Below are 20,907 nucleotides of genomic sequence, written 5' to 3'. Positions count from 1 at the left end.
TAAGTGTGACTGCGGTTGATGATGCGCCTGTATCGGGTGACCTAGCGTACTCAATCGATGAAGACGGTTCGATTCGTCTAAGCCAAGAGCAGCTGCTTTCTCAAGCCTCTGACGTGGAAGGCGATGACCTGACTGCCAGCGGCCTAACGGTTGGCGGTGATGCAACCGTTACTCAAAACGATGATGGCAGTTTCACGATTACGCCAGATGAGAACTTCAATGGTGACATCGATATCAGTTTCGATATCTCTGATGGCACCAATACGGTTCAAGCATCAGCTGACCTAACGGTTAACCCAGTTAACGACCTGCCAGTCCCTCAAGATCAACAGTTCAGCGTTGAAGAAGATGGCACGCTCATCTTCACCGATGCAGACCTGTTAACAGGTGCTACAGACATCGAAGGTGATAACCTAACGGTTGAAGGTGTGACCTACGATGGTGGCGACGGTATTCTTACCGACAACGGTAATGGCACATACACCTTTGCGCCAAATGAAAACTTCAATGGTGACGTAAACTTCGGTTTCGATGTGTCAGACGGAACCGATACGGTATCTGCAAACATCGATGTGAGCGTAACTGCCGTTGATGATGCACCAGTGTCTGGTGACCTAGCGTACTCAATCGATGAAGACGGTTCTATCCGTTTAAGCCAAGAGCAATTGCTATCACAAGCATCTGACGTGGAAGGCGATGACCTGACTGCCAGCGGCCTAACGGTTGGTGGTGATGCGACGGTTGTAGCTAACGATGATGGCAGTTTCACCATCACGCCAGATGAGAACTTCAATGGCGACATTGATATCAGCTTCGATATCTCAGATGGTACCAATACCGTTCAAGCTTCTGCCGATTTAACCGTTAACCCAATCAATGACCTGCCAGTTCCTCAAGATCAGCAATTCAGTGTTGAAGAAGACGGTACTTTACTGTTCACAGACGCGGATCTGCTTACAGGCGCGACAGACATTGAAGGTGACAACCTAACGGTTGAAGGTGTGACCTACGATGGTGGCGACGGTATCCTTACCGACAACGGTAACGGCACGTACACCTTTGCTCCGAATGAAAACTTCAATGGCGACGTCAACTTCGGCTTCGATGTCTCTGACGGCACCGATACGGTCTCTGCCAACATCGATGTAAGTGTGACTACGGTTGATGATGCGCCTGTGTCTGGTGACCTAGCGTACTCAATCGATGAAGACGGTTCTATCCGTTTAAGCCAAGAGCAATTGCTATCGCAAGCGTCAGATGTTGAAGGCGATGACCTGACAGCTAGCGACCTTACGGTTGGTGGAGATGCGACGGTTGTAGCTAATGATGACGGCAGCTTCACCATCACGCCAGATGAGAACTTCAATGGTGACATCGATATCAGCTTCGATATCTCAGATGGTACTAATACGGTTCAAGCATCAGCTGACCTAACCGTTAACCCAGTTAATGACCTGCCAGTACCTCAAGATCAACAGTTCAGCGTTGAAGAAGACGGCACGTTAATCTTTACTGATGCCGACCTGTTAACAGGCGCTACCGACATTGAAGGTGATAACCTAACGGTTGAAGGTGTGACCTACGATGGTGGCGACGGTATCCTTACTGACAATGGCAACGGTACGTACACCTTTGCGCCAAATGAAAACTTCAATGGCGACGTAAACTTCGGTTTTGATGTGTCTGACGGCACCGATACGGTGTCAGCAAACATCGACGTAAGCGTAACTGCCGTAGATGATGCGCCTGTGTCTGGTGACCTAGCGTACTCAATCGACGAAGACGGTTCGATTCGTCTAAGCCAAGAGCAGCTTCTATCGCAAGCTTCTGACGTAGAAGGCGATGACCTAACAGCTAGCAGCCTAACGGTTGACGGTGATGCAACAGTCGTTGCTAATGATGACGGCAGTTTCACGATTACGCCAGATGAGAACTTCAACGGTGACATCGATATCAGTTTCGATATCTCTGATGGCACCAATACCGTTCAAGCATCGGCTGACCTAACGGTTAACCCAGTAAACGACCTACCAGTACCTCAAGATCAACAGTTCAGTATTGCAGAAGACGGTACTTTACAGTTCACAGACGCGGATCTGCTTACAGGCGCGACAGACGTTGAAGGTGATAACCTGACGGTTGAGGGCATCACTTATGAAGGCACTGATGGCGTACTGACTGACTTGGGGGAGGGATCATATAGCTTTGCTCCAAACGAAAACTTCAATGGTGATGTGAGCTTTAGCTTCGATGTGTCAGACGGTACCGATACCGTGTCTGCAAACATTGATGTTAGCGTGACTCCTGAGAACGATCCGCCTGTTGCGGGCTCAACGTCCTACACGGTGAATGAAGATAATTCGATTACCATTTCTGATGCACAACTATTGGCAACATCTTCAGATATTGAAGGTGATGTATCGATAGACAGCGTGACTTACTCTGGTAGCGACGGTGTCCTCGAAATCAATGGTAACGGCACTTACACCTTCTCGCCAAATGAGAACTTCAGCGGTGAAATTGCACTGGATGTGGTTGTTGCTGATGAAGATGGTGCGACCGACTCAACGACCGCGGGCATCAATGTTCTTGAAGTGAACGATCCGCCGGTTGCAGGCCCTACGTCTTACACCATTGATGAAGACTCAGTACTGACCTTCAGTGAGTCTCAAGTGTTGCTTAACGCCTCAGATGTAGAAGGGGATGTTGATCTTGTTGGTATTAGCTACGATGGCCCTGAGGGTATCTTCTCAGTAAATGGTGACGGCACTTGCAGCTTCGCTCCAAATGAGAACTTTAATGGCCAAGTTCAGCTTGATGTCACCATTCGTGATGAAGATGGTGCAGAAGTGGAAACCGTCATCAATGTTGACGTATTACCAATCAATGATGCGCCAGTGTCTGGTGATTTGGCTTACAACGTTAACGAAGATGGTTCAATCACACTGAGCCAAGATCAGCTGTTGTCTCAAGCGTCCGATGTAGAAGGCGAAGATCTAACCGCAAGTGACTTAACAGTTGGTGGTGATGCGACGGTTGTAGCTAACGATGACGGCAGTTTCACCATCACACCAGATGCGAACTTCAATGGTGACATTGATATTCAATTCAACATCACTGACGGTACTGACACGGTTCAAGCAACCGCCGATCTTACTGTTAACCCAGTTAATGACTTGCCGGTTCCTCAAGACCAACAATTCAGTATCGCAGAAGACGGTACGCTTCAATTTACAGACGCCGACTTACTTACCGGTGCCACCGATATTGATGGCGACGACTTAACCGTTGAAGGTATTAGCTATACAGGTGGTGATGGCGTACTGACCGACCACGGTGATGGTACTTATACCTTTGCGCCAAATGAAAACTTCAATGGCGATGTGAACTTCAGTTTCGATGTGTCTGATGGCACAGAAACCGTTAGCGCTAACATTGATGTGAGTGTGACTCCTGAGAACGATCCGCCAGTTGCGGGTTCAACCTCATACATGGTCAATGAAGACAATGCCATCACAATTTCTGATGAACAGTTGCTAGCTAACTCTTCGGATATTGAAGGTGCGGTGTCGGTTGATACTGTGACTTACAGTGGCACTGATGGTGTGTTCCAAGATAACGGCGATGGCAGCTATACCTTCCTTCCTAATGAAAACTTCAGCGGTGATATCAGCCTTGATGTGATTGTTGCAGATGAAGAAGGTGCAATTGATGAAACCACAGCAGGTATTACCGTTCTTGAAGTGAACGATCCACCAGTTGCGGGTCCAACGTCATACACCATTGACGAAGATTCGGTTCTGACGTTCAGTGAATCTCAGATTCTTGTGAATGCTTCGGATATCGAAGGCGATGTAGAACTTGTTGGCATTAACTACGATGGCTCTGACGGTATCTTCACTGTAAATGGTGATGGTACATGCAGCTTTGCACCCAACGAAAACTTCAATGGTCAGGTTCAACTGGGTGTGACCATTCAAGATGAAGATGGCGCAACGGTTGAAACACACATTAGCGTTGATGTATTGCCAATCAATGATGCGCCAGTATCGGGCGATTTGGCTTACACCATCAATGAAGATAGCTCCATCACGCTAAGCCAAGAGCAATTGCTAGCAAGAGCAGGTGATATCGATAGCGATAACTTAGAAGCTATCAATCTATCTACTGATGAAAATGCGACCATCCAACACAATGATGATGGCAGCTACACCATCACACCGAACGCAGATTACAACGGTGACCTAGATCTGAACTTCGATATCATCGATAACGATGGTGGTTCAGTTCAAGTTGGCCTAGACATTACCGTGAATCCGGTTAATGACTTGCCACAAGCGCAAGATCAACAGTTCACGATTGAAGAAGACGGTACGTTACTCTTCACCGATGCTGACCTGCTTGCAGGTGCGTCGGATATTGATGGTGATGAACTGTCGATTGAAAACGTACTCTACACAGGTGCAGATGGTGTTCTTAGCGATAATGGCGACGGCACATATAGCTTTGCTCCAAACGAGAACTTCAATGGTGATGTTCAATTCTCATTCGATGTCTCTGACGGTACTGATTCAACATCAGCTGTTATTGATGTCAGCGTAACGCCTGAGAATGACCCACCAGTAGCGGGCTCAACATCGTACACAGTTCAAGAAGATGGCCAAATCACGATCAGTGATGAGCAATTATTGGCAAACTCTTCCGATGTAGAAGGTGATGTTTCACTGTCTGGAGTATCGTACTCCGGTGATGACGGCTCTTTTGTTGATAATGGCAATGGTACTTACACCTTTACGCCAAATGAAAACTTCGATGGTGATATTTCACTAGACGTTGTTGTCGTTGACGAAGACGGTGCAACCGCAACCACAACCGCTAGCATCGATGTTATCGCTGTGAATGACGGACCTGAAACTTCGGGCATTCAGGCTGAAGTCGATGAAGATAATTCAATCACCATTACTCAAGAGCAGTTACTCGCTAATGCGACCGATGTTGAAGGTGATGAGTTAACGGCATCTAACCTACAAACCAACGATCCAGATGCGACAATTGTTACTAATGACGATGGTTCATTCACTATTACGCACACAGAAAACTTCAATGGCGAGTTGGACTTCACATACAGCATCAGTGATGGTGAGAATGAAGTTCTGACGACACTCGACTTGACGGTTAACCCTGTCAACGATGCGCCAGAAGCGGGCGATGAAATCTTCATCCAAGCGCAAGAAGACCAAACAGTTGGTGTGACACTTCGTGAAGAACCAGCACTACGTTTAGACCAAGCGCCAGAAAACGGCATCATTGAAGCAAATGTGAATGACGAATGGGTGGTACTGGAAGTAGGACAAGAAGTTCCTGCAGATACCGAAGTGCGCTTTGTTCCAAGTGAAGATGCTCTTGCTGAAGGTACACACACCACACAAATCGGTACGTTTGACGATAACGCGAGTGTGGATGATTGGGGTACAGAAGTTGACCCTTATACGCGTGAGTTCTCAGATGGTGACTTAACGGTAACTGTTCAAAGTAACGATGACCCTCTTGGTGCCTGGAATGGCAACACCCACATTGGTCATGGTATCGGTGATACTGACCGCCAAGGCTTAAGTGGTGATGAGAAACTGACGGTTTCAGTTGAAGGTCAAGACATCAATGAAATCAGTTTCCACCTAGATGGTTTGGGTGGCTGGTTCATGGAAGAGTCTCGTCACTTTACAGAAGTAGAAATCAAAGCGTTCAATGAGGATGGCGACCTAATTGACTCGATGACTTACCACAAAGAAGACCGTGGTACTTTCGAGACAGATTACACGCTAACGGTTGATCAACCAGTGTCCTACTTTGAGCTCGGTACCGTGCAAGGTAATGGTACTTACGTCGTTCAAAACATGACAGTGTCACAAACTTGTCATGATGAAGCGGTGTTTACATCGATTGGTGTAGATGGCTCAGAGATTACTGAAACGGTTGAGTTGAATATCCATGCGGGTGACAACGAAATCGAGTTAACGGCTGATCTTCCGAATATTACTGTCGATACCGATGGTTCTGCCCAGTTTGCTTCGGTTGTGATTACCGAAGAGCAACTACTGGCGCAAGCATCTGATATTGATGGCGACGACCTTGATATTGAAAATCTAGAGCTAGTGGGTGAAAACTCAGAGCATGCAACACTCACCGATAATGGTGATGGCACTTGGACGGTAACACCGGATGAAAACTTCCATGGTGAAATCGAACTTGGTTACCAAGTTACCGATGGTGAGCTGACAGACAGCAATATCATCAATATCAATTTCGAATCAGTAAATGATGCGCCAATCGTTTCTGGCCCGATTGTTCTATCGACAGATGAAGATGAAGGTATCACGTTCAGTGCAGATGACTTGCTAGCGAACACCACAGATGTGGAAGGCGATACGCTGTCTATTTCTGACATCACTTACGGTGGTGATAACGGTGAGCTAGTTGATAACGGCGATGGTACGTTTACCTTCATGCCGAATGAAAACTTCAATGGTGAAATCGACATCGACTACAAGGTGTTTGATGGAACTGATGAAGTTGCAACGCATCTAGACCTAACGGTCGTACCAGTCAATGATGTGCCGGTTCCGGGTGAACCATTGCACACCCAAATGCTTGAAAACGGCTCCATGATCATCGAAGCGAAAGACCTATTGTCTGGTGCTACCGATGTTGATGGCGACATTCTTCATGTCGAAAACCTATTACTTGCAGACCAAACGCAAGGTACGTTAACGGATAACGGTGATAATACATTTACCTTCGAACCTGCAGAAGACTTCTACGGTGAAGTGAATCTGACTTTCGATATCAGTGATGGCCAAGCAAGCGCACCAAGTACAGCAAGAGTTGACGTTGAAATTGTCAATGAAGGCCCAGAGGTTGGTGGTCCAATTGAAGCCGCTGTTGATGAAGATGGTTCAATCACTATCACTCAAGAGGATCTGTTAGCGAATGCAACCGATGTAGATGGCGATAACCTTGAAGCGGTTAACTTTGCGACCAACGATCCAAATGCGGTTGTTGTAGAAAACCCAGACGGTAGCTTCACTATTACACCAAGTGCAGATTTCTTTGGTGAGATTGAGTTTACTTATGATGTCACTGACGCGATCGAAACTGTTGCGGCTGACCTCAACCTAACCGTAAACCCTATCAACGATGCTCCAGACGTGCCTGACATGTCTTTCACTACGGAAGACGGTCAAGCGATTACCATTACCGAAGCTGAACTATTAGAACAAGCGACAGACATTGAAGGCGACGAACTGTCAGTTGTGAATGTGACGAGTGCAAGCGACACGGTAGAAGTCACAGACAATGGCGATGGAACATACACATTAACACCAGAGCAGGGCTTCTTCGGTAACGTTGACTTAGCGTTTGATGTGAGCGATGGCACTGATGTGGTTGCCGCAAACATCGACCTAAAAGTTGAGTTCGTCAACGATGCGCCAGAAGCGACGCCAATGGTGGCAGATGTCGACGAAGATGGTTCAATCCTCGTTACACAAGAAATGTTGTTGGAGAACGCGAGCGACCAAGATGGCGATGAGTTGTTTGCAAGCGCGCTTGAAACTAACGATCCAAATGCCAGCATTGTAGACAATGGTGATGGCACGTACACAGTGACACCTTCAGAGAACTTCAATGGCGATATTGCATTCACTTATGAGGTGAGCGACGGTGAGCTGAGCACGTCTAATGATATGACATTGACCGTTAATCCGGTGAATGACATTCCAATTGTTGCTCCAGGAATGTACCACATCGAAGAGGATGGCAGCATCCTGTTCACTCAAGAAGATCTATTGAGTGCTGCAATTGATATTGATGGCGACGACCTAAGCGTTACCAGCATCAATTACTCTGGTGATGAAGGCACAGTAACCGACAACGGCGATGGCACGTTCAGCTTCGTTCCTGAAGAGCACTTCAGTGGTGATCTGCAGTTCAGCTTTACTGTGACAGACGGTACGGATGAAGTTGAACAAGACATTAATGTTCACATTGAAGCAGTTGCTGATGCGCCTGACTTAGTTATCACGGATGGTGATGGTGTTAACGTCGACGACCAGGCGATTTTGGTTGAGCCAGGCGGTATTGTTGAACTGAACATTGCTGCGGCACTTGTCGACCAAGACTTGTCTGAAACACTCACTGTTACAGTAGATGGTGTGCCAGAAGGTTCGGTTATTCAATACGATAACGAAGGCGTTCTGAATGACCAAGAGAACGGTATCACCAGTTACAACGACACTGAAATCATAGTAACGTTTGAAGGTGAGACGGCTGGCTACCAAAACGCTGCGGGTTACTACAAAGTAGACGAAGACGGCAACATCACAGGTGTTGAAGTTGTTTACGAAAACGCATCACAAGTTGGTGGTGGCGGCGACCTTGTTCCAGGGCAAGATCAATTCAGCTTCCAAGTCGAGGAAGGCGAAAGCTTTAACCTGTTCTTAATTCCAAACGGACATCAGCACAACGACTTTGATGCGATGCAAGACGGTCAGTACGAGTTCCGTGCTGAGGATGGTTCGCCTGCGAACATGGATACGGTTGATCCTCAACTTGTCTTTGTGGCTGCTGATGGAACCGAGACAGTGATTCAAGGCCAGAATGGTGACGCGATCTTCCATGGTGGTTCAAGCTCTCAGCTAAACCAAGATGGTATCGAACATACTCGTACTACGGTTAATGAAGACGGCGAGCTGGTTTACGGATTTGAAGATTTGTATGGCGGCGGTGATGCTGACTATTCTGACTTCAACTTCACAATCGATGTCGGTGAAGTGAACAGCCAAATCTACAGCGGTGAAGTAACGGTTGGCCCTGATGGTACGGTGAACTTACCAACAACGGCTATCGAAAATGCGTTACAAATCCAGTTACCAGAAGACTTCAATGAGCAGCTTGAAGTTCATGTAACCGCAACTGCGACAGAGTTATCGAATGATGATTCTGAAACGGTATCTCAAACCATCTACATTAACGCGACAGGCGCGCACATTGAGCACGCACCTGAAGCACTTCCGGTTTCTGCAACGGTTGAAGAAGATGGTTCAATCATCATTACGCAAGAAGACTTATTGGCTAATGCGCGTGATTTAGATGGCGATCAGTTGACGGCTCTGAATTTAGCAACCGATGATGAGAGCGTTACGATTACCGATAACGGTGATGGTACGTACACATTAACGCCAGATGCTGATTTCAATGGCGATGTGAGCTTTACGTTTGATGTGTCTGATGGTGATGATGTTGTCTCTACCAACCTTGAGTTAACAGTTTCACCAGTAAATGACGGTCCAGAAGCACAAGACCACGCATTCACAGTCGGCGAAGATGGCGTGTTAACGTTCAATGACCAAGACCTATTAACAGGTGCAACGGACATTGAAGGGGACGACCTAAGTGTTGAAGGTGTAACTTACACTGGCGCAGATGGTGTCCTAACCGATAATGGCGATGGCACCTACAGTTTCGCGCCGAATGAAAACTTCAATGGCGATGTGAACTTCTCGTTCAATGTATCAGATGGAACCGATACGGTAACCGCTAACATTGATGTGAGCGTGACGCCAGAGAATGATCCTCCGGTTGCGGGTAGCACGTCTTACACGGTTCATGAAGACAACTCTATTACGATCAGTAACGAACAATTGCTAGCGAACTCTTCGGATATCGAAGGCGAAGTCGCAATTGATAACGTGACTTACAGTGGTAGCGACGGTGTTCTGGAAATCAACGGTGACGGCACATATACCTTCTCTCCAAACGAGAACTTCAATGGCGAAGTTAGCCTAGATGTTGTCGTTACGGATGAAGATGGCGCGACCGAAGCAACAACTGCGGGTATTACTGTCCTTGAGGTGAACGATCCGCCAGTTGCTGGCCCAACGTCATACACCATCGATGAAGATTCAGTACTGACTTTCAATGAGTCTCAAGTTCTGCTGAACGCTTCTGATATTGAAGGTGATGTTGAGCTTGTTGAGATCAACTACGATGGCCCAGACGGTATCTTCTCAATCAATGGTGACGGTACATGTAGCTTCGCTCCGAATGAAAACTTCAACGGCCAAGTGCAGTTGGATGTGACCATTCAAGATGAAGACGGCGCTCAAGTTGATACGTTTATTACGGTTGATGTATTACCAATCAACGACGTGCCAGTATCAGGCGACCTGGCATACAGTGTTGAGGAAGACGGTTCGATTACCTTGAGCCAAGAGCAGCTTCTTTCTCAAGCAAGCGATGTAGACAGAGACGACCTTACTGCTTCTAACTTGATTGTTGATGGAGACGCGACGGTTGTTGCTAACGATGACGGCAGCTTTACCATTACGCCAGATGCGAACTTCAATGGTGACATTGACCTAACGTTCGACATTAGCGACGGTACAGATACGCTTGTTGCGACGGCTGACCTCACCGTTAACCCAGTTAATGACCTTCCACAACCACAAGATCAAACGTTCAGCATTGGCGAAGACGGCATCTTGAGCTTCACTGATGAAGACTTGCTAACAGGTGCGACCGACATTGATGGGGATGACCTATCGGTTGAAGGCGTTACTTACACAGGTGCGGACGGTGTTCTTACTGATAATGGCGACGGAAGCTACAGCTTTGCGCCAAACGAGAACTTCAATGGTGATGTAAACTTCAGTTTTGATGTGTCAGATGGCACGGATACGGTTCAAGCCAACATTGATGTCAGCGTGACACCAGAGAATGATCCACCGGTTGCAGGTAGCACGTCTTACACCGTTCATGAAGACAACTCAATTACCATCAGCGACGAACAGTTACTTGCTAACTCTTCGGACATTGAAGGTAATGTGGCCGTTGACAGCGTTACTTACACTGGCGCTGACGGTGTCTTTGAAGACAATGGTGACGGTACTTACACCTTCTCGCCAAACGAAAACTTCAACGGCGAAGTTAGCCTTGATGTTGTCGTTACCGATGAAGAGGGCGCAACTGAAGCGACCACCGCGGGTATTACTGTACTTGAGGTGAACGATCCACCAATCGCAGGCTCAACCAGCTACTCAGTCAACGAGGACGAAGTTATCACCATCAGTTCAGAGCAACTGTTGGCAAACGCTTCTGATATCGAAGGTGAAGTGGCGATTGATAGCGTTAACTACACAGGTTCAGACGGTATCTTTACCGACAATGGTGACGGAACATTCAGCTTCGCACCTAACGCTAACTTCGATGGCGACGTAAGCCTTGATGTTGTCGTTACTGATGAAGAAGGCGCAACCGTAGCGACCAACGCAAGCATTGATGTTCTGCCTGTTAACGATGCTCCGGTATCGGGCGACTTGGCGTACAGCGTGGACGAAGATGGTTCAATTACCTTGAGCCAAGAGCAATTACTTGCTCAAGCGAGTGATGTTGACGGCGATGACTTAACAGCGGCTAACCTGACCGTTGGTGGTGATGCGACCGTCACTGCAAACGATGACGGTAGCTTTACTATCACACCAGATGCGAACTTCAATGGCGACATTGATTTGAACTTCGACATTACCGATGGTGATGCGACGCTTCAAGCAACGGCTGACCTAACGGTTAACCCAGTTAATGACCTGCCAACAGTCGGTGAGCCACAATTTGTGACTCAAGAAGACACCAGCTTTACCTTCACAGAAGAACAACTGCTGCAAAATGCGGGCGACATTGATGGTGATAACCTATCGGTTGAAAATGTGGCTTCAGATAGCGGTACTTTGGTTGATAACGGCGACGGCACTTACACATTCGCACCGAATGAAAACTTCGACGGCAATGTGAATGTGACGTTCGACGTGAATGACGGTACCGCGACAGTACCAGCAGAAGCGACAATTGATGTTCAATCTGTGGTTGATATGCCAGAGCTGTCGATTGCGTCTGACTTGGTCATTGCTTCAGACAACTTCGAGTCTGGCTCAAACGGTTGGAATACCGGTACTGAAAGCTCACAAGGCTTCGAATCAGGTGACATGCTAGGTCGTATTGGTGGCACTGGTGGCGATGAAGCTGTCAGCAAAACTTACGACATTCCAAGTGATGTGAGCGAAGTTAATATCTCGTTCAGTTTCTACGAAATTGATTCTTGGGATGGTGAGTCATTCCAAATCTTTGTCGGCGGCGAAGAGCTTACTTCGTTAGATAACTCGGCGTTCCAAACTCAAGATGGCACTACAACGTTGTACGATTCAGCGGGCAATGAAGTCGGTGAAGTTGTTCACGGCGTGTCGCAAGGTGAAGGCTTCAGTGGTTGGAACGACCAAGCACACCAAATCAACCTAACGGTACCCGTTGAAGACGGCCAACTTGAGTTAGGCTTCGGTTCAACCTTGAATCAAGGTGTAAGTGATGAGTCGTTTGGCATCGATAACATTGAAATCACAGTGTCTGACGCGGATTACCAAATCATTGGTACCGAAGATACACCTGTACCACTTGATATTGATGCGGCGCTTACTGATACCGATGGTTCAGAAAACCTTGCTATTTTGATTGAAGATGTGCCGGAAGGCAGCTCGCTTTCTGCAGGTACCGATAACGGTGATGGCACATGGTCATTGCAACCAGGCGAGCTAGAAGGGCTAGAGTTTATCCCTTCAGGTGACTTCAATGGTGATGTGGTTCTAACTGTAAATGCGACATCGACTGATGTTGATACGGGCACCACCGCGACGGCAACCCAAGATGTGACGATTCACATCTCACCTGCGAACGATGCTCCAGAAGTTGACGGTGATATTAGTGCCGTTACAGCCGAAGATAACAGCATCACGCTAACTCAAGAGCAGTTGCTAGAGCACGCTGTCGACATTGATGGTGATGACCTATCAGCAATCAACCTAACCACCAATGATGAAAATGCGACCGTTCAAATGAACGACGATGGCAGTTTCACCATTACACCGAGTGAAAACTTCAACGGTAAAATCGAATTTAGTTACGATGTCACCGATGGAGAGGACATGGTCGCGGCTGGCCTAGACTTGACGGTAACACCTGTCAATGATGCGCCAGAGCCACAAGATCAAGCATTCACTATTGGTGAAGATGGGGTTCTTAACTTCACTGACGCAGACCTGTTAACGGGTGCAACGGATGTTGAAGGTGACGACCTAACAGTCGAAGGTGTGACATACACTGGTGCTGATGGTGTGCTTACCGACAATGGTGACGGAAGCTACAGCTTTGCGCCAAACGAGAACTTCAATGGTGATGTGAACTTCAGCGTTGATGTGTCAGATGGCACGGATACGGTTCAAGCCAACATTGATGTGAGCGTGACGCCTGAGAACGATCCACCAGTGGCGGGTAGCACGTCTTACACTGTGCATGAAGACAACTCAATCACGATCAGTAACGAACAGCTATTAGCCAACTCTTCAGATATTGAAGGTGAGGTTGCGATTGATAGCGTGACTTACACTGGCAGTGATGGTGTGTTCGAAGACAACGGTGACGGCACTTACACCTTCTCTCCAAACGAGAACTTCAATGGAGATGTGAGTTTAGCGGTTGTTGTTACCGATGAAGAAGGGGCAACAGAAGCGACTACCGCGGGAATCACTGTACTTGAGGTGAACGATCCGCCAATCGCAGGCTCAACCAGTTACTCAGTCAACGAAGATGAAGTTATCACCATCAGTGCAGAGCAACTGTTGGCGAACTCTTCTGATATTGAAGGTGAAGTGGCGATTGATAGTGTTACTTACACAGGCGCTGACGGTATCTTTACTGACAACGGCAACGGCACATTCAGCTTTGCACCGAACGCAAACTTCGATGGCGATGTTAGCCTCGATGTAGTGGTGACAGATGAAGACGGTGCGACAGTAGCCACCAGCGCAAGTATTGATGTTCTTCCAATTAATGATCCACCAGTATCGGGTGACTTGGCATACAGCATTGATGAAGATGGTTCGATTACTCTGACTCAAGAGCAGTTGCTGTCTCAAGCATCTGATGTGGATGGCGATGATCTGACCGCAAGCAACTTAAGCGCAGGCGATAATGCAACCGTTGTTGATAATGGCGATGGCACCTTTACGGTAACGCCAGATGCGAACTTCAATGGCGATATCGACCTAAGCTTTGATATTTCAGACGGCACTGAGTCAATTGTGGCGAACGCCGATCTGACGGTAAACCCAGTCAATGACTTGCCAACGACATCTGATGTTTACGCGAACGTTGATGAAGATCATGTCATCACTATCACGCAGGAGCAGCTACTTGCGAATGCCGCTGATATTGAGGGCGACGACCTTGTCGCTTCCGACTTAACCTTAGTGGGTGACGATGCAACGATTGTCGACAATGGCGATGGCACGTTCTCAATCACTCCAAGCGAAAACTTCAATGGCTACATCGATGTTGCCTACAGCATCAGCGATGGCGACACTCCAATTGCCGCTAACTTAGGCTTAACCGTTGACCCAGTGAACGACGCACCGATTGTTTCTGCTGATGTGGCGATAACCATTGAAGAAGATGGTTCATACACCATTACTCAAGAAGAGCTCCTACAATTCGCGACTGACATCGAAGACGATGACATGACCGCAATTATTGGAGAACAGGGCGATGAAACAACCGTAACCGGTACAGTGTTGGACGCTGAAACCAGTAATCCAGTGTCTGGTGCAGAAGTCACCCTGACCGACAGCGCTGGCAATAGCTACACCACAGTAACGGATGATTCAGGTAATTACTCTGTTACAGGTTCAGTCGTTGACCAAGGCACGGTAACCATTGAACAAGAAGGTTCAATTACCAGTAGCTTCCTTGTCCCTGCGGGCGAAGATGTGAATGGCGGCGTAACCGCAATATCGGAAGTACTTGAAGAAACAGATATGCGTATCGTGGTGACTTGGGGTGAAAGTCCTCGTGATATGGATAACCACTTATGGCTATACGATACAGAGAATGGCAATGAGTTAGACCATATCTACTACCGCGACATGAGCCATGATCTTGGTGAAGGTAACGTTGTTCAACAAGATGTAGATGACACAAATGGTGGCGGCCCTGAAACCATCACCATTCCAAACTACCAAGATGCGGACATGCACTATTCAGTACACAACTACACCAACAGAAGTTGGGATGTAGATGGTGTTGAAGATGTACAAGTTCAGGTGTTTGTAGGCGATACATTGGTTGAAACCTTTAGCCCTGATTTATCTGAAAGCCCATCGGGTGACCACTGGCATGTATTCGATATCGTGAACGGCGTTATTGTTCCAAGCCAAGATGTAGGCAGCGAGAATGCGTTTGATTTACCAACGGCAGAAGAAGCGCTCGCGAATGAAAACGGCATTGATATCTCTGAATTGCTAACCGGCGAGGAAGGTGATGATTCTGGTGAAACGGGTGGTAACGAACCAAGTGTTGGAGATGTTTCCATTGAGAACGCTCTTATCACTGACAATGGTGATGGTACTTACACCATTACACCGGAAGAGAACTTCAATGGTGAATTCTCGATTAGCTACAACGTAGACGATGGCAACGGTGGGGTTACTCCAGCGGAACTAGACGTGACCGTAACAGCAGTTAACGACCTTTCTGTAATTTACGACCACGACTACACCATTAATGAAGATGGTTCGCTGACCTTTACCGATGAACAGCTATTGGCTGGTGCAACGGATATTGATGGCGATGACCTTTCTGTCGAGTCGGTTAACTACGAAGGTACAGACGGTGTGTTCACGGATAACGGCGACGGTACTTATACCTTTGCTCCAAACGAGAACTTCAATGGTAATGTCGACCTAACTTACGATGTGAGTGATGGTACAGATGTTGTATCGGCGAATATTGATGTTCAAGTGGTTCCAATCAACGACGTACCGGTAGCGGGTTCTACGACTTACAGTGTTGAAGAAGACGGCAGTATCACCCTAAGCGATGCACAACTTCTAGCGAATAGCTCGGATGTTGAAGGGGAAGTGTTTGTCAGCGATGTAAGCTACAGCGGCACTGATGGTGTATTCACTGATAATGGTGATGGTACTTACACCTTTGCTCCAAACGAAAACTTTAACGGTGACATCAGTCTTGATGTATCTGTTATGGATGAAGATGGCGCAACCGCTGAAACAACCGCAGGTATCGACGTCATTGCTGTTAATGACTTGCCGGTTGCAGGTTCAACGACCTACAGCGTTGACGAAGATAACGTGATTACCATCTCTGAAGCACAGCTTCTTGCGAACAGCTCAGACATTGAAGGTGATGTATCCGTTAGCGACGTTTCCTACTCAGGCGCAGACGGTATATTTACTGACAATGGTGATGGTACTTACAGCTTCGCACCAAATGAAAACTTCAACGGCAATGTCAGCCTAGATGTCACCGTTGCTGATGAAGAGGGTGCAACGGCTGAAACCACTGCGGGTATTGAAGTTATCGCGGTTAACGACGCGCCAGTGTCAGGTGACTTGGCTTACTCAGTGGATGAAGATGGTTCAATCACGCTAAGCCAAGAGCAACTGCTGGCTCAAGCATCGGATGTGGACGGCGATGATCTTACCGCGGCCAACCTAACCGCGGGTGATAGCGCTACCGTTACGGCAAACGATGATGGTTCATTTACTATTACACCGGATGCCGACTTTAATGGTGATATTGACCTAAGCTTCGACCTTTCTGATGGTACTGAAACGGTTGTGGCAACGGCTGACCTTACTGTGAATCCAGTGAATGACATCGCAGTTGTAGAAGATGTCGCTTACACCATTGAAGAAGACGGTTCGCTTACCTTTACGGACGAGCAACTGCTAGCAGGTGCTTCTGATATTGATGGTGATGAGCTTTCAGTTGCCGACGTGTCTTACACTGGCGCAGAGGGTGTGTTTACCGACAATGGCGATGGAACCTACACCTTTGCACCGAACGAGAACTTCAACGGTGACGTAAGCCTAGACTTCTCAGTATCTGACGGTACAGAGACGGTCGATGCTAACATCGACGTAACGGTAACAGACGTTAACGATGCACCAGTGGCAGGCGCAACGTCTTACCAAATGAACGAAGATGGCACCATCACATTGAGCCCTGAGCAGTTGATTGCTAATAGCTCCGATGTGGACGGTGAAGTGTCGCTTGATAGCGTGAGCTACTCAGGTGCAGACGGTATCTTGGTTCAAAATGAAGATGGGTCGGTAACGTTCGCACCAAACGAAAACTTTAACGGCGACATCAACCTTGATGTGACGGTTATTGATGACGACGGTGCAACGGCTCAGACTACCGCTGGTATTGAAGTTATTGCAGTTAACGACGCACCAGTGGCCGGAAACGTGGCTTACTCGGTTGATGAAGACGGTTCAATTACGCTATCTCAAGAGCAGTTGCTGGCTAACGCATCCGATGTTGATGGTGATGCACTAACCGCAAGCAACCTATCTGCAGGTGACAATGCGACCGTAACAGCGAACGAAGATGGTTCATTTACTATCACTCCGGATGCTGATTTCAACGGTGACATTGATTTGAGCTTCGATGTGTCAGATGGCCTTGAAACTGTTCAAGCTGGAGTCGACCTAACGGTTAACCCAGTCAATGACCTACCAACAGCAGAAGACCAAAACTTTACTGTTGAGGAAGATGGAACGCTAATCTTCACGGATGCAGACCTACTAGCAGGTGCTGCAGACATTGACGGCGATGACTTGTCTATCGTTGACGTGTCTTACACGGGCGCAGAAGGTGTGTTCACTGATAACGGTGACGGCACTTATAGCTTTGCTCCGAACGAGAACTTCAATGGCGATGTCAACCTAGGCTTCACAGTGACTGATGGCACTGAGACAGTCGATGCCAATATTGGTGTGACGGTAACGGATGTTAACGATGCGCCGGTAGCGGGTTCTACGTCTTACCAAATGAACGAAGATGGCACCATCACAATCAGCCCTGAGCAGTTAATTGCTAATAGCTCTGACGTTGATGGTGAAGTGTCACTTGAAAGCGTGACTTACTCAGGCTCTGACGGCACCTTGGTTCAAAACGATAATGGGTCTGTGACCTTCACGCCAAACGAGAACTTTAATGGTGATATCAGCCTAGATGTGGTCGTGACCGATGATGACGGTGCAACGGCAACAACAACGGCAGGTATCGAAGTTCTGGCTGTGAACGATGGACCTGAATCTGAGGATGTGAAACTAACCACAGCCGAAGACAGCACCATTCTTATCACACAAGACATGTTGTTAGCTCAAGCTACCGACATCGATAACACCGCAGACGAGCTGTCGGCTTCTGGTCTACAAATCGACCCTAGCTTGGGTGAGTTGCTAGATAACGAAGATGGTACTTGGTCATTTACACCAAACGAAAACTTCAATGGCGATGTGCCAATGACGTTTAACGTTAGCGATGGCCAAGAGACAATTTCAGTCGACGGCAACATCGATGTTACGCCAGTGAATGATGCACCTGAAGCGCCAATGATTGAGATGCAAGGCGAAGAAGATGTGGTCATGGTGATTGACCCAGCTTACATCGCGGATCAAGTGACAGACCTTGATGGCGACGAGATCAGCATTGAGAGCATCACAGTTCGAGCTCCAGCGAACGCGACCTTAACTCAGCAACCAGACGGCATGTATCACTTAGTGACTACTCAAGACTTCAATGGCTTAGTGGAACTGGGTTATCAAGCTACTGACGGTGAAGAAGTGGTTGATGGCTCGCTGAATGTGGATGTCATTCCGGTTAACGACGCACCATTCAATGTCGGCAACGCAATGATGACCACAGACGAAGATGGCGCGTTCACCTTCGATGCTGGCGACTTGATGAACTTGTTCGGTGACATTGATACCGCAGACCTTGTTGTTTCTCGCATTATCACCGCAGACGGTGAAGATGGCGGAGAAGTTACAGACAACGGTGATGGTACTTGGACATTCACACCAACAGGCGACTTTGCGGGTGTTTCTGACCTACAAGTTGTCGTGAGTGACGGTGAGTTCGAAACGGTTCTCGATGTTCCTGTGTACGTACGTCCTGTCGCAGATGGCGCGGTTATTTCAACTGACCATGACGGTCCATTAGTCTTCGGCGAAGATGAAACGGGTCACTTGGGACTGAACGTTGGCCTAGTCGATGATTCAGAAACACTAAGTAACTTGGTGATGACAGGTTTCCCTGTTGGATTCGAGGTAACAGATGGTGTGAATACCGTGATGATCACCGAGCCGGGTCAATACATCGACCTGTTCGACTGGGATATCTCAAACATTCAAATGACGCCGCCTGAAGACTTCCATGGTGAGTTCTTCGTAACCGTAAGCGCAACAACGGTTGATTACGGAGATGAGCCGGAAGCGTTTGATGATGGTATCGATTCAGGTGATTTCGAAACTGTGGCGGGTGATTCCATCATCCTAACGGCGGACGACCTAATTGGTTTGGCTGAGAATGTGGATGCAGACAGCGATGATGAAGTGAAACTGGTTCATCTTGCCGACCGCAGCCAAGGTGAGATTGTCGATAATGGCGATGGCACTTGGACGTTCACACCAGCACCAGGCTTCACGGGCGAAGCAGACATTGCGTACGTAGTTGATAAAGATGGCGTGCTTCATGATGAGCAAACTGGCGTAGTCGTGAAAGAAGGTGACTCGCAAGGGAATGCAGCACCAGAAGTTAACAGCATCACAACGACGGAAATCGCAGCGGATGCCACCTTGTCGTTCACTGATGAAGACATGTTAGCGAATCTTAGCGATGCAGAAGGCGACAGCTTGAGCATTGAGTCAGTAAGCTTGATGGAAGGTCAGGGCGTAATTGAGAGCGATAACCAAGGTAACTATCAATTCACTCCTGCTGAAGACTACACCGGCGATGTTCAAGTTGCGTTTATAGCGACCGATGGCGAAAATCGCATCGAAAGCTTCTTCAATGTGGATATCCAAAGTGGCGATGAAGCAGCGGCGAGCGAAGGTTATACCTTAGCTGATGATGGTTCACTAACTATCACGGATGCACAGCTGGTGGATGAGTTAGGCGTGAGTGATTCTGCACAGGTTGTTGATGTTGCAGACGCGAACGATGCTGGCTTCTTTGCCGAATCAGGTGAAGGTGAGTGGACTTACTGGCCGAACGAAGACTTCGATGGCAATTTAGCGATGAATGTCGAAGTTAACGACGGCGGTGAAGTATCAAGTCACAGTGTAAGTATTCAAGTAGCCGATGAATCAGTGCAAAGTGATGAACCACAAGTTCAAGCTGCTCAAGCAACAGAAGAGCAACAAGTGGAAGTGGCTCAACAAGCTGATGACCAAGCTCAAGATGCTGAAACTGAAGACAGCGCAGCAGATGTAACTGCGGCGCCGGGCGATACTATCTCTATCTCGATTCCAGATGAGGTGAGTGGTAACGAATCGGTTGATTACGCTGATATGTCTGGCTTACCTGAGGGCGCTACTGTAAGTAACGCACTGGATAACGGTGATGGTAGCTTCACAATCAGTGGCAACTTAGAGCAGCCTGTATCTGTTGAACTTCCAGAAGGTTACGAAGGTACTAGCGAGATCCAATTCCAAGGTTACGACGAATTGGGTAGCTCAATAGACGGTGCTAGCGGTTCTGTTGAAGTTGAGGTCGATGATCAATACACCATGCAAGGCTCTACGCAAGAACAGCAACCAGACATGGCGGGTATGGAATCTGGTGGCAGCGACTGGACAAGTGCGGGAGGTCAAGACCAAGGTGTCGACTTCACGGACGACTCTGGAAGCTTCGATTCAGATTCTCAAACTGGAACTGATCAAGGCAACGACTTCGACCAAAGCTCGATTTAATCGAGAGAGCTTAGTTTTAGTCTAAACC

1 protein-coding gene is annotated in these 20,907 nt (G+C 47.7%); it reads left to right on the top strand.

Annotated features, from left to right (window positions below):
* Positions 1–5: 5 nt before the first annotated feature.
* On the top strand, positions 6–20,879 hold the full coding sequence (locus tag AB4503_RS11565; RefSeq protein ID WP_408063665.1) for a tandem-95 repeat protein: 20,874 nt from the start codon (positions 6–8) through the stop codon (positions 20,877–20,879).
* Positions 20,880–20,907 lie beyond the last annotated feature (28 nt).

Source organism: Vibrio sp. 10N.222.55.B11 (assembly GCF_041473705.1).
Classification (GTDB): Bacteria; Pseudomonadota; Gammaproteobacteria; order Enterobacterales; family Vibrionaceae; genus Vibrio; species Vibrio crassostreae_C.
This window is presented reverse-complemented; position numbering and strand designations above follow the sequence as displayed.